A 12,476-nucleotide genomic window follows, 5' to 3' on the forward strand; every position below is an offset into this window, starting at 1 on the left:
CCGAGGCCGAGCGCGCGGCGCGCGAAGTCATTTCGCTGCCGATTTTTCCGGGGCTGGCCGCACGCGATGTAGAGCGTGTTTGCGACGCCGTCCGCGCGGTTGCGCGCTGACGGCAGGAAGGGTGGAAATTCGCCGGGAATCGGTTCCTGCCTAGACGACGACACTTCCGGCGGCAAACCGGCGCTCGCGCAATATCCTGGCTAACCGTCGGTGGCGACCCCCTCCGCATCCCGCAACGCGCCGATCAGTTCCGAGATGCGGGACATGCCTTGCCTGGCGAGATACGCCCGCAGCGTCCGGTTGATCTCCCGGCACACCAGAGGGTCATAAGACAAGGCCGTACCTACCCCCACCGCCGACGCCCCCGCGAGCATGAATTCCACCGCATCCGTGCCGCCGGCAACCCCTCCCTGACCGATGACCGGAACGCCGTGCGGCCGACACACGCGGCACACCTGGAAAACACGATACAATGCCGCCGGCTTGATAGCCGGCCCGGATAGCCCGCCCTGCCCGCTACCGAGCACCGGCCGCCTCCGTTCGATATCAATTGCCATTCCAGTAATGGTGTTAATGACGGAAAAGGCATCCGTACCGGCCTCGATGCAGCGCCTGGCGTTGCCCGCGATATCCGTCTGGTTCGGCGACATCTTGGTAATCAGCGGTTTGCCCGTCCGGCGCCGGCAGGCCGCCACGACTCTCGCGCAGATCTCGGGGTCGTTGCCGAAAGACAGCCCGCCCGCCGCCACATTCGGACAGGAGACGTTAATCTCGATGGCGGCCACCGGGGAATCGTCGAAGAACCGGGTCACCTCGGCATACTCCGCCACCGTCGAGCCGGATACGTTGGCAATAAAATGCGTCTCGCCGTAATCGAGCAGCGGCAGATGCTTCTCCACCACTTCGCGCACTCCCGGGTTCTGCAAACCGATGGAGTTCAGCATCCCGGCCGGGGTCTCGGCAAGGCGGTGTCCGGAATTTCCCAGCCGCGGCTCGAGGGTAGTGCCCTTCAGGCAAACCGCACCCACCTCGTCATGCGAGAATCCCTGCACCCGCGCGTATTCCCGCCCGAACCCGGCGCAACCGGAAAGCAGCACCAGGGGCGTATTGAACTTGAGACCGCAAAACTGCAGCGACAGGGAAATATCCGTCCCCGCGCTCGCCGCGGCGCGCGCGCCCCCTGACTCGCCGCCATCCATCATCGGTTCAACTCAAGACCGGGCGGGCGGCTTAGCAGCAGCTCCAGCGCCTGCCGCGGCGCCACTTCGCCGTCCAGCAGCCGGACTACCTGTTCCACGATAGGCATACTGACGCCCTCGCGCCGGGCCAGGTCGTACACCGAGCGCGCCGTGTCCACGCCTTCCAGGGTGGCGCCGACCTCGGCGCGCGCCCGGGCCACTCCCATGCCGCCGGCCAGCGCCTTGCCAAAACTCCGGTTGCGCGACTGGTCGCCGGTGCAGGTCAGCACCAGGTCGCCCAGACCGGAAAGGCCCATGAAGGTCTCCCGCCGCGCGTCCAGCGCTTCTCCCAAGCGGACGATCTCGGCCAGGCCGCGGCTGACCAGGGCGGCGCGGGCACTGGCCCCCAACTCCAGACCGTCCGCCAGGCCCGCCGCAATAGCGATCACGTTCTTTACCGCACCCCCGATCTCGACTCCGCTCACGTCGTCATGCGCATACACCCGGAAACGGTGACCGTGGAACAGCTCCGCCATGTGCCGCGCCGCCGGCAGATTGCCGGCGGCCAGCGTCACCGCGACAGGCAATCCCCGCGCCACATCCCGCGCAAACGAGGGGCCGGAAAGGACCAGGCAGGAAGCCCTGTCGCCCAGACAATCCGCCACGACCTGGTGCCCCAGGCTCAGGCTTTCCCGCTCGATCCCTTTGCAGGCAAGGCACACTTGCAGACGCCCCCGAACCCGCCCGGCCAGCAATTCCAGGGTCTTGCGCAACGCCCGGCTGGGTACGACAACGACCACCGCCCGCGGCTCCTGCGCAACCGCGCCCGGCAACTCGACCACCGGTTCCAGACACTGCGGGAAAACCGCGCCAGGCAGGTATTTCCGGTTCTCCCGCTCTTGCCGCAGGCGCCGCTGGTGCGCCGGCGCCCGTCCCCATAACAGCACCCGGCGCCCGTTGCCGGCAAGGACCAGGGCCAGGGCCGTGCCCCAGGCCCCGGCACCCAACACCAACACCGGGGCATCGCTATCCATGGCGCATTGGAGGCGAAAACCGTTGCGCCGCGGACGGCAACGCTACTTGCGGACCAGCGGCAATCCCGCCTCCTTCCAGGCCAGTATCCCGCCCCGGAGGCAAACGACGTTGCGGTACTGCTGGCGCACTAGCGGCCGCGCCGCATGGGTCGCGTCCGCCGCCCCCTGGCCGCATACGACGATCCAGCGCGACTTGTCGCTCTCCATACCCGACGCCTTGCCCAACAGCGCTTCGGGAGTAGCATGGACCGCCCGCAGGATGTGCCCCTCGTCGTACTCGGCACTGCCCCGAACATCGAACAGCAATGCATTTTCGTAGTTGATCAACCGCACCACTTCGTCTGGCGGCAAGATCTTCACGCCCTGCAACGCGCCGCCCAAAAGGCTCCACAGCAACAACATGCTCACCAGCAGGAATGCGGAGACAAGGATAACGTGGTTGCCGATAAACTCGAGTAGTTGCTCCACCGAGGCCCCTCCAGGGGAATGATTCCGCGGGAACTATAAGCCGCCCCTTCCGCCCCGCGCAACCGGCCCCGCGCAACCGCAAGCCGTTACGCAATCGAGGGGAAGAAAAACGGTTTGGCCCCGCCTGGCCGGGGTTGACTGGCGGGCGGCGGGGCAGGTGCGGAGGCCGCCGAGCGGGCCAGGCTACTCGGTGGCCGTTTCGCCCGCCCCGACCCGGAAGCCGCCGCGCTCCGCCCCCGCCGGCCCGGCGCCGACATTATCCTTCGGGGCAACCGAAATGTTCAGCCCGCGTATCAGCAAATCGAGCTTGGCGTCCACCGCGGCGATCTTAGCGTCCACCGTGGCGATCTTGGCGTCCACCGTGGCGATCTTCTCGTTCACCACGGCGATCTTCCCGTTCAACTCGACGATCTTCTCGCCGTTTTGGACCACTTTGTTGGCAGTCCAACCCCCAAGCCCCACAAGGGCAGCGAGAATCGCGGTCATGACGGCGGCCACGACGATTTCCAGAATCCAGGTCTTTTCCAGTTGTTCCATTTTGCTTTCCTTGCTCATTTTGCTCTCCTTCGCAACTTACGGGGACCCAGGCAGGGGTCCAGGGGCGAATATGCGCCAGCCGCCGCCCGTCAGTCAATCCCGCAACGGCCGCTTATTCGACAGCAGGGCGCATTTCTGGCATCCTTCCGCTCTCATCCGAACGGCGGCCGTTCGGGCTATCGCAGACGGATTCACGAGGAGGGGGCGCCCCACCGGTTTTGCTTGACTGGCGTTCCAAAACGATCCGCAAAGACCGGGGCATCAAAGACCGGGGCATCGGTCCGGGCACGGCGGGCGCGGCGCGCGGCTGGGGCGTTATCCTCTGCCTGGCCGTGTCTCTGCCCTCGCAGTATGCGCTGGGCGGCGCAGCGGACGCCGGCGCAGCGGACGCTTCCGGGGCGGCAACCGGCGACCCGCTGGCCGAACAGCGCAGCCACTTTCTGGAAGCGCGCAGGGCTTGGCGCCGGGGACAGAGCCAACGTTACCGCCAACTGGCCGCCAAGCTGAGCGGCTATCCCCTCTATCCCTACTTGCGCCATACGGAGCTGTACGCCGCCGGAGGAACGCAACGGCTGCCGGAGGTCATGGAATTCCTGCGCGCTTATCCGGAATTTCCCCTCAACGCCAGGTTACGCAACCGCTGGCTGGAACGCCTCGCGGGACGCGGCCGCTGGGCGGACTTCCTGTCCCTCTACGACGCGCGGGACGCACCCTCCGCGCGCCTGCAATGCCTGGCCCTGAAGGCGCGCATCGAATTGGGCCGTACCGAGGGACTGGCGGCGGATACCGTACCTCTGTTCCAGGTCGGCCACTCGCAGCCCACGGTCTGCGATCCCGCCTTCCGGCTACTCTATGCAAGCCCGCTGATGAACGATGAGCTGCTGTGGGAACGCATCCGCCTGGCGCTGGCAAAGGGCAACGCCGGACTGGCGCGCTACCTGGGGCGCAGGTTATCGCCGCAACAGCAACCGATCCTGCAACAGTGGCTGCACATGCACGCCCAACCGGAGCGGGGAACGAGGCAGCCGCGGCTGGCCGACACGCCCCTGCACCGGGAGATCCTCAGGCATGGGATCGGACGGCTGGCCGCCCGGCAACTGTCGCAGGCGATTACCCGCTGGCAGCGCATACGCGCCGATTACTCCTACTCTGAGGAAGAGGCCCAACCGCTGATCCGACAGCTGGCGGTGCGGGCTGTGCGGCGCAAGCACCCCCAGGCCCTGACCCTGCTCGATGCGGTCCGGAACCCGGACCAGGAGATGCTGGACTGGCAACTGCGCGCGGCCCTGCGCGGTCGCGCCTGGGAGCGGCTGGAGACCTGGACCCGGGAAGAGCCGCCGCCGGAAGTGAACGCCTTGCAATGGCGCTACTGGCACGGGCGCGCCCTGGAAGAACTGGGCGCCAAGGCGCAGGCCAGGCAGGCGCTTGCGCCCCTGGCGAAGAAACGGGACTACTACGGCTTCCTGGCGGCGGACCGCATGGGCATGACCTACTCCATGCAATACCTCTCCACGCCGCGCGACGAGCAGGCGACGACGGAACTGCTGGCGACGCCGGGGTTGCGGCGGGCCAGGGAATGGCGCCTGCTGGGCGAGATGCGCGCGGCCCGCCGGGAATGGCAGCACGTTATGCGCCGCCTCGACACGCACCGCCTGCAAATTGCCGCCCGGCTGGCCGCCGGCTGGGGCTGGCACGACCGCGCCATTTTCGCCCTGGGGCAGGCTGGCGCCCACGACGACCTGGAACTGCGCTTCCCGGTACTGTTCGAGGACCTGGTCAGCGAACAGGCCGAGCGGCGGCAACTGGACCGCAGTTGGATCTTCGGGGTCATGCGCGCCGAGAGCGCCTTCATGGCGGACGCCTACTCCCGGGCCGGCGCGCGGGGGCTGATGCAAATCATGCCGAATACCGGCCGGCTGACGGCCCGAAAACTGGGGATGCGCAACTTCCACACCTCCCAACTGATGCAGCCGAAGGTCAGCTTGTCCCTGGGCAGCGCCTATCTGAAAATGCTGTACGAAGACCTGGGCAACAAAATCGTGCTGGCAACGGCGGGCTACAACGCCGGCCCCGGCCGGGTGCGCTCCTGGCTGCGCAACCAGGACTGCACCGCCCCCGACGTATGGATCGAGACCATCCCCTTTCAGGAGACGCGCCGCTACGTCAAACGAGTGCTGTTCTACTCCAGCATCTACGACTGGCGGCTGCAACGGCCGGTAGTCCCGGTGGCAGCGCGCGCCGCGGGAGCGATCGGCGGCAACGGCCGTTCCGACTGCCCCGCCAACGTGGTCAGCCTGCAACCGTAGCGAGCGGAACATGGAGATGCGAAGGATCTGCATCCTCGGGGGCGCCGGTTTTGTAGGGCGCGCCTTGGCCGCCCGCCTGACGCGCGAGGGATACCTGTTGCGCGTGCCGACCCGGCACCGCGAATCCCGCCGCCACAACATGATCCTCCTGCCGACCCTGGAACTGGTGGAAGCGGACGTGCACGCCCCCGCCGCGCTGCGCCGGCTGTTCGAAGGCTGCCAGGCGGTGGTCAACCTGGTGGGTATTCTGAACGAGCGCGGCCACGACGGCGCCGGGTTCTACCGCGCGCACACCGAGCTGGCACGCCGTGCCGCCGAGACCGCGCAGGAAAGCGGCATCAAGCGCTTCGTGCAGATGAGCGCGCTGAACGCCGACCCGGGACGGGGAAGAAGTTACTATCTGCGCAGCAAGGGTCAGGCGGAAGCGATGCTGCCGACGTACCGCAAACTGCAGACGACGATCTTCCGTCCCTCGGTTATCTTCGGGCCGCAGGACCGGTTCTTCAACCGCTTTGCCCGCCTGCTGCGCGTGACGCCGCTGGCGTTCCCGCTCGCCTGCCCCCGCACCCGCTTCGCGCCCGTCTATGTCAACGACGTGGCCGAGGCCATTGCCCGCACCCTGACCCGCCCGGACAGTTACGGGCAAAACTACGGCCTGTGCGGCCCGCGCCGCTACACCCTCCTGGAATTGGTGCAATACACGGCGCGCTGCATCGGCGTCCGACGCCGCATCCTGCCGCTGTCGCCCAGGCTTTCCTACCTGCAGGCGCTGGCAATGGAATACATGCCCGGCAAACCCTTCTCCATAGACAACTACCGCTCGGCCCGGAACGACAGCGTCTGCCCCCGCGCCGACCTCGAAGCCCTGGGCATCCAACCGACGCCGCTGGAATCCGTAGTCCCCGAATACCTGGCGCGCCACTCTCGCCAGGAGCTCCTGGACCGCTTCCGCCGCCAGGCTGCAAGGGACCCGTCCCACGGCGCGCCGCGGTAGCGGCAAGCGCGCAGCCAAACTTCGGCAAGGCCGCCGATACAACTGAAAAGCTTTCCGAAGCGTCCCGCAAAACCGCCCTCCGAAGCGTCCCGATGAAGATATACAAGGTAGGCGGCGCCGTGCGCGACCGGCTGCTGGGACGGCCGGGCAAGGACAGCGACTGGGTCGTGGTCGGCGCCGACCCGGAGCGGATGCTGGCCGCCGGTTTCCGCACTGTAGGGCGCGATTTCCCCGTCTTCCTGCATCCGAAAACCGGCGAGGAATACGCCCTGGCCCGCACCGAAAGGAAGACCGGTCCCGGCTACAAGGGCTTTCGCTTTCAGGCCGCCCCGGACATATCCCTGGAACAGGACCTGCGGCGGCGCGACCTCACGATCAACGCCATGGCGGAGACCCCGGAAGGCGAACTCATAGACCCCTTCGGCGGCAGGGCGGACCTGCGCCAGGGCCTGTTGCGCCATGTCTCTCCCGCCTTTAGCGAAGACCCGCTGCGAGCGCTGCGGGTGGCGCGCTTTGCCGCCTGCCTGAACTTTCGCGTCGCGGAAGAAACCCAGCGGCTGATGCGTAAAATCGGCGACTCGGGAGAACTGGCGGCCCTGATCCCCGAGCGCGTGTGGCGGGAGTGGGAGAAGGCTCTGGCAGAGCGCTGGCCGGCCCGCTTCTTCCGGGTACTGGAGCGCTGTGGCGCGCTGCACAAGCTGTTTCCCTCCTCCCTGGCCGCCGCCGCCGCGCTACAGGCGCTAGAGGCGGCCACGGCAGCCAGTGCCGAGACTGCGGTCCGCTACGCGGCACACTTGGCGGCGGCGGGCGCCGGGGCGCCTGGCGGGGAAAACGACGGGCGCTGGGAGCAACAGACGGCAGAGCTGGCACGGCGGTACCGCGTCCCCAACGCCTACCGAGAGCTCGCTCGGATGGCGATCCGCTGCCGCTGCCTCCTGCGCGGCTCGGAATGGGAAGCCCCTGCCCTCCTGCAACTCCTGAAAGAAACGGACGCCTTCCGCCGCCCGGAGCGCTTTGCCTCTCTGCAAACGGCCCTGGCGGCGCAGGGCGGCGCAAGCGCAGGCAAGACGGGAAAGACGGCGCTGCGCCGCCTGGAGGCACTGAAAAAGGCGCGGCAGGCGGCGCAAGCGATAGACGTTGCCGCCCTCAGCGCCCAGGGGTTGGAGGGCGCCGCCCTGGGGCGCGCCCTGGACGCGCGGCGCCTGGAGGCGGTACGGGAAGCCCTGTCCGCCCGCCCCGGCGGCCAGCCAAACCCCGCACCGGGCATGTAACCGGCGGTCTCGTACACCAGTCCTGCGCCGATTGCTGCACTGCAGCTTGCATTAGCGTTTCGGTTGCGCTTAGAGTTGCACTCGACTAGAGGGTCAAGGCGAGCCCCTTAATAAGAAAACAGGAATGGAGTTCCCATGACCCCTAATCGGTTCGACTACCACGCCCCTTCCACCGTAGCCCAGGCTCTGGAGCTGCTGGCCGAGCACGACGAGGCGAAGATTCTGGCGGGCGGTCACAGCCTGTTGCCCATGATGAAGCTTCGCTTTGCCGAGCCCGCTCATCTCATTGATATCAACGGCATCGCCGCGCTGAAGGGGATTCGCGCAGAAGGCGACAAAATCCATATCGGCGCGATGACTACGGAAAACGAATTAATCGCCTCGCCGCTGCTGCAACAAAAATGCCCGCTGATACCGGAGGCGGCCCGGTTAATCGGAGACCCGCAGGTACGCAATCGCGGCACCATCGGCGGGGATATCGCCAACGGAGACCCGGCCAACGACCATCCCGCCGTTATGATGGCGCTGGATGCGAACTTTACGATACAGGGCGCCGACGGCGAGCGGGTCGTGCCCGCCACCGACTTCTTTTTGGGAATTTACTCGACCGAACTAGGCGAGCGCGAAATTCTCAAGGAAATTCAGGTTCCCGTTTTGCCCGCGGGCAGCGGCTGCGCCTACAGCAAACTCAAACGCAAGACAGGAGACTATGCCACCGCGGCGACCGCCGTCGTGCTCTCGCTCGACGGCGACACCTGCGCCAGCATCGCGATCGCGATGACCAATGTCGGGCCGACAGCCCTCAGGGCCAGAGACGCCGAGGCATTGCTGGCCGGCAAGACCGTTGACGATGCGTTGCTCGGGCAGGCCGCGGAGAAAGCGATGGCAGTATGCGATCCAACCGAGGACCTGCGGGGCGACATCGAATACAAAACTCATATGGCCGGCGAAATGACGCGGCGCGCGATCCGTGCTGCATTGGACCGGGCAAAGGAGGGCAGAGCGTGAAAAAGACGGCAATTTCCTTTCGCTTGAACGGCCAGCAGGTAGATGCGCTGGTGGAGCCTCGTGAATTACTGATCCATGTGTTGCGCGAGCAATTGGCGCAAACCGGCAGTCACATCGGTTGCGAAACGTCGCATTGCGGCGCCTGTACGGTGGACCTGAACGGCGATTCGGTGAAATCCTGTACCGTGCTCGCCGTGCAGGCGAATGGCGGCGAAGTCATGACCGTCGAGGGCTTAACCGACAACGGCGAACTGCACCCGGTGCAGGAGGGCTTTATGCAAGAGCATGGCTTGCAGTGCGGTTTCTGCACCCCGGGCATGTTGATGCGCGCCTACCGTTTTCTCAAAGAACACCCCAACCCCACGGATGAGGAGATCCGTTTCGGCATGGCCGGCAACCTGTGCCGTTGCACCGGGTACCAGAATATCGTCAAGGCCGTGAAATACGCGGCCGACAAACTACAGGCCGCGCAGTGAGGAGTATGATCGCATGAGCACATCCGCCGACAGCATCGAGCGCGAAGAGAAAATCCAGGGTATCGGCTGTTCGCGCAAGCGGAAGGAAGATCCGCGCTTTATTCAGGGCAAAGGCAACTACATAGACGACATCAAAATGCCCGGCATGCTGTTTGCCGGCATCGTGCGCAGCCCTCATGCCCACGCCCGCATCAAGTCCATTAATAAAGACGAGGCGCTGGCGCTGCCAGGCGTGCATGCGGTATTGACCGCGGAGGATCTCAAGCCGCTCAAACTGCACTGGATGCCGACGCTCGCCGGCGACGTGCAGGCGGTGCTGGCCGACGAAAAAGTGCATTTCCAGATGCAGGAAGTGGCGGTGGTGATCGCCGACGACCGCTATATCGCCGCCGATGCGACGGACCGGGTCAAGGTCGAGTACGAGCCGTTGCCGGCGCTGGTCGATCCGCACAAAGCGATGGCCCCGGATGCGCCGGTATTGCGCGAAGACCTGGCGGGCAAAATGGACGGGGCCCATGGCAAGCGCCTGCACGACAACCATATCTTCACCTGGGAGGTCGGCGACAAAGCGGCCGCCGACCAGGCTTTCGAGCAGGCGGCAGTCACCGTCAAGCAGCAAATGTTTTATCCCCGCGTGCATCCCTGCCCGATGGAAACCTGCGGCTGCGTGGCTTCCTTCGACAAGGTCAACGGCACGCTGACGGCATATATCACCTCGCAGGCGGCGCACATCGTGCGCACCGTGGTGTCCATGTTGTCGGGCATTGCCGAAAGCAAAGTGCGGATTATTTCGCCCGACATCGGAGGCGGCTTCGGCAACAAGGTGCCCGTCTATCCGGGCTACGTCACCGCCATCGTGGCGTCTATCGTCCTGGGCCGCCCGGTCAAATGGATCGAGAGCCGCATAGAAAACCTGACCACAACCGGATTCGCCCGCGATTACCACATGACCGGCGAATTGGCCGCCGACAAAGACGGCCGGATCAAGGCCCTGCGGGTCGGCGTCCTCGCCGATCACGGCGCATTCGACTCCTGTGCCGACCCGTCAAAATTCCCCGCCGGTCTGTTTCACATCTGCACCGGTTCCTACGACATTCCCAATGCCTACGCAAGAGTGGACGGGGTATATACCAACAAGGCGCCGGGGGGCGTGGCTTATCGCTGTTCCTTCCGCGTCACCGAAGCGGTGTACGCGATAGAGCGCATGATGGACGTGCTCGCGCAAAAGCTGAATATGGACAAGGCCGAAATCCGGCTGCGCAACTTCGTCAAACCGGAACAGTTCCCCTATACGACGGCGCTGGGGGCCAACCTCGACAGCGGCGACTACCACAGCGCGCTGAACAAGGTGCTTGCTGCCGTGGATTACAAAGCCTTGCGCAAAGAGCAGGAGGCAAAAAGGGCGCAGGGGGAACTCATGGGTATCGGCATCGTGACCTTTACCGAGATCGTCGGCGCCGGCCCGAATAAATCCTGCGACATCCTCGGCGTCGGAATGTTCGACAGCGCCGAGATCCGCGTACACCCCACGGGCAGCGTGATCGCGCGCATGGGCACGATCAACCAGGGGCAGGGCCATCAAACGACCTATGCGCAGATCATTGCCAGCGAACTCGGGATCTCTTCCGACGACATCCAGATCGAAGAAGGAGACACCGATACGGCCCCCTACGGCCTGGGCACCTACGGTTCCAGAACCACGCCGGTGGGCGCTGCCGCAACCGCCGTGGCCGCTCGCAAGATTAAAGCCAAGGCCGCTAAAATCGCGGCCCACCTGCTTGAGGTCAGCGAGGACGACCTGGAGTGGGACGTGGACCGCTTCAAGGTCAAGGGTGTGCCCGGCCAGGAAAAGAGCATGAAGGAAATCGCCTGGGCCGCGTATAACAACCTTCCGGAAGGCATGAAACCGGGGCTGGAATCGGTGGATTATTACGACCCGCCGGAATTTACATATCCGTTCGGCGCCTACCTGTGCGTAGTGGATATAGACCGGTTTTCCGGCGAGGCGAAGGTGCGCAGATTCTATGCGCTGGACGACTGCGGCACGCGCATCAACCCGATGATTATCGAGGGACAAGTTCATGGCGGTTTAACCGAGGGCTTTGCGGTCGCCATGGGACAGGAACTTTCATTCGACGAGGAAGGGAACATTCAGGGCAACAGCCTGATGGACTACTTCCTGCCGACGACGGTGGAAACGCCGTACTGGGAGACGGACTACACCGTGACGCCGTCTCCGCACCACCCCCTGGGCGCCAAGGGGGTCGCCGAGTCTCCGCACGTAGGAAGTATCCCGACGTTTACCGCGGCGGTAGTGGATGCCTTTGCCCATCTTGGGGTCACGCATATGGACATGCCGCATTCCGCGTTTCGCGTGTGGAAACAATGTCACGAGTTGGGCCTGGACAAGCACAAATAACCCGGCAAACAAACCGGCAAACAAACCGAATCGCGCATCAGCCTATAAGGAGAAAAGACTATGAAAACCCCCAAACCCCGTTTCCAACCCGCGGCCCTGGCCGTTGCCGTGTTCGGCGCTTGCTTCGCTCCGCAGGCAGCGGCCTATGAAGCCGGCGATTGGATCGTGCGCGGCGGCTTTGCCGTGGTAACTCCGGACGTGAGCAATTCCACGTTGCGGTTCGATAACCCCGCGCTTAGAGCCGCACTGGGTTCGGAGAAAGTGGACATAAACGACAACGCGCAGCCGAGCTTGACCGTCACCTACATGTACAACCGCTACCTCGGGGTCGAATTGCTGGCCGCAACGCCCTTTAAACACAGCATTAGAGGCAAGGGCGCTTTAAGCGCCGCTTTAGGAAGCATTCCTCTCCCCAACAACATCGCGACAGTTACGCACCTGCCGCCCACGCTCAGCGTCGTGTACTACCCGCTCCAGGGCTTCAGTTTCCAGCCGTATGTAGGCGCGGGCGTGAACTACACCTTCTTCTTCAGCGAGGACTCCAATATAGGCGGCAAAGTGGATGTGGACAGCTCTGTAGGCGTGGCCCTGCAGGGAGGCTTCGACTACCGGCTCAGCGACAGATGGCATGTCAACGCCTCCGTTCGCTGGATTGATATCGAGACCGATGCGACATTTACCGGAACTGCCCTGGGACTCAAGACCACCGTTGACATTGACCCCATCGTCTATAGCGTGATGCTGGGCTACACCTTCTAAGCGTGGCAAATATCCGCCATTCCCGC

Annotated in this window: 11 protein-coding genes; 7 read left to right on the top strand and 4 right to left on the bottom strand. The window is 64.9% G+C overall.

From position 1 onward, the window contains the following. Positions 1 to 200 precede the first annotated feature (200 nt). From OXU43_07680 to OXU43_07695, 4 genes are all read right to left on the bottom strand, one after another. Positions 201 to 1,199 carry a dihydroorotate dehydrogenase gene (locus OXU43_07680; protein ID MDD9825034.1) on the bottom strand — a complete coding sequence of 333 codons (999 nt, stop codon included), beginning with the start codon at positions 1,197 to 1,199 and terminating at the stop codon, positions 201 to 203. Beyond that, positions 1,199 to 2,212 (bottom strand): NAD(P)-dependent glycerol-3-phosphate dehydrogenase, encoded by a 1,014-nt coding sequence (locus OXU43_07685; protein MDD9825035.1) that lies wholly within the window; start codon positions 2,210 to 2,212, stop codon positions 1,199 to 1,201. The genes OXU43_07680 and OXU43_07685 overlap by 1 nt, the downstream gene beginning before the upstream one ends. 42 nt (positions 2,213 to 2,254) lie before the next feature. Then, the gene (locus OXU43_07690) at positions 2,255 to 2,680 is read right to left on the bottom strand and encodes a rhodanese-like domain-containing protein (protein MDD9825036.1); all 426 of its coding nucleotides are present in this window, start codon (positions 2,678 to 2,680) and stop codon (positions 2,255 to 2,257) included. Positions 2,681 to 2,863: 183 nt separating this feature from the next. Further along, positions 2,864 to 3,235, bottom strand: a complete 372-nt coding sequence (locus OXU43_07695; protein MDD9825037.1) for a hypothetical protein — start codon at positions 3,233 to 3,235, stop codon at positions 2,864 to 2,866. Between the two features lie 200 nt (positions 3,236 to 3,435). Here OXU43_07695 and OXU43_07700 point away from each other — a divergent pair, with 200 nt between their 5' ends. The 7 genes from OXU43_07700 (at position 3,436) to OXU43_07730 (ending at position 12,450) form a co-directional block, all read left to right on the top strand. Further along, on the top strand, positions 3,436 to 5,523 hold the full coding sequence (locus OXU43_07700) for a transglycosylase SLT domain-containing protein (protein ID MDD9825038.1): 2,088 nt from the start codon (positions 3,436 to 3,438) through the stop codon (positions 5,521 to 5,523). A 10-nt stretch (positions 5,524 to 5,533) separates the two neighbouring features. Further along, positions 5,534 to 6,517, top strand: coding sequence for a complex I NDUFA9 subunit family protein (locus OXU43_07705; protein MDD9825039.1), 984 nt, complete (start codon positions 5,534 to 5,536; stop codon positions 6,515 to 6,517). Between the two features lie 92 nt (positions 6,518 to 6,609). Continuing rightward, positions 6,610 to 7,788, top strand: a complete 1,179-nt coding sequence (locus OXU43_07710; protein ID MDD9825040.1) for a multifunctional CCA tRNA nucleotidyl transferase/2'3'-cyclic phosphodiesterase/2'nucleotidase/phosphatase — start codon at positions 6,610 to 6,612, stop codon at positions 7,786 to 7,788. Between the two features lie 135 nt (positions 7,789 to 7,923). Further along, the gene (locus OXU43_07715; GenBank protein MDD9825041.1) at positions 7,924 to 8,796 is read left to right on the top strand and encodes a xanthine dehydrogenase family protein subunit M; all 873 of its coding nucleotides are present in this window, start codon (positions 7,924 to 7,926) and stop codon (positions 8,794 to 8,796) included. Beyond that, complete coding sequence (locus tag OXU43_07720) at positions 8,793 to 9,272, top strand: (2Fe-2S)-binding protein (GenBank protein MDD9825042.1); 480 nt, start codon at positions 8,793 to 8,795, stop codon at positions 9,270 to 9,272. Before OXU43_07715 ends, OXU43_07720 begins: the two co-directional genes overlap by 4 nt. Positions 9,273 to 9,285: 13 nt before the next feature. Further along, a complete protein-coding gene (locus OXU43_07725) occupies positions 9,286 to 11,691 on the top strand; it encodes an aerobic carbon-monoxide dehydrogenase large subunit (GenBank protein MDD9825043.1) in 2,406 nt (801 codons plus the stop codon). A gap of 60 nt (positions 11,692 to 11,751) precedes the next feature. Continuing rightward, the gene (locus OXU43_07730; GenBank protein MDD9825044.1) at positions 11,752 to 12,450 is read left to right on the top strand and encodes an outer membrane beta-barrel protein; all 699 of its coding nucleotides are present in this window, start codon (positions 11,752 to 11,754) and stop codon (positions 12,448 to 12,450) included. Positions 12,451 to 12,476 lie beyond the last annotated feature (26 nt).

The sequence above is a fragment of the Gammaproteobacteria bacterium genome (genome assembly GCA_028817255.1).
In the GTDB taxonomy this organism is placed as follows: Bacteria; Pseudomonadota; Gammaproteobacteria; order Porifericomitales; family Porifericomitaceae; genus Porifericomes; species Porifericomes azotivorans.

Bases quoted from the DNA above. Each gene is read 5' to 3' on its own strand.
- OXU43_07680 (MDD9825034.1), bottom strand. From the start codon at position 1,199: ATGGATGGCGGCGAGTCAGGGGGCGCGCGCGCCGCGGCGAGCGCGGGG.
- OXU43_07685 (MDD9825035.1), bottom strand. From the start codon at position 2,212: ATGGATAGCGATGCCCCGGTGTTGGTGTTGGGTGCCGGGGCCTGGGGC.
- OXU43_07695 (MDD9825037.1), bottom strand. From the start codon at position 3,235: ATGAGCAAGGAAAGCAAAATGGAACAACTGGAAAAGACCTGGATTCTG.
- OXU43_07705 (MDD9825039.1), top strand. From the start codon at position 5,534: ATGGAGATGCGAAGGATCTGCATCCTCGGGGGCGCCGGTTTTGTAGGG.
- OXU43_07710 (MDD9825040.1), top strand. From the start codon at position 6,610: ATGAAGATATACAAGGTAGGCGGCGCCGTGCGCGACCGGCTGCTGGGA.
- OXU43_07715 (MDD9825041.1), top strand. From the start codon at position 7,924: ATGACCCCTAATCGGTTCGACTACCACGCCCCTTCCACCGTAGCCCAG.
- OXU43_07725 (MDD9825043.1), top strand. From the start codon at position 9,286: ATGAGCACATCCGCCGACAGCATCGAGCGCGAAGAGAAAATCCAGGGT.
- OXU43_07730 (MDD9825044.1), top strand. From the start codon at position 11,752: ATGAAAACCCCCAAACCCCGTTTCCAACCCGCGGCCCTGGCCGTTGCC.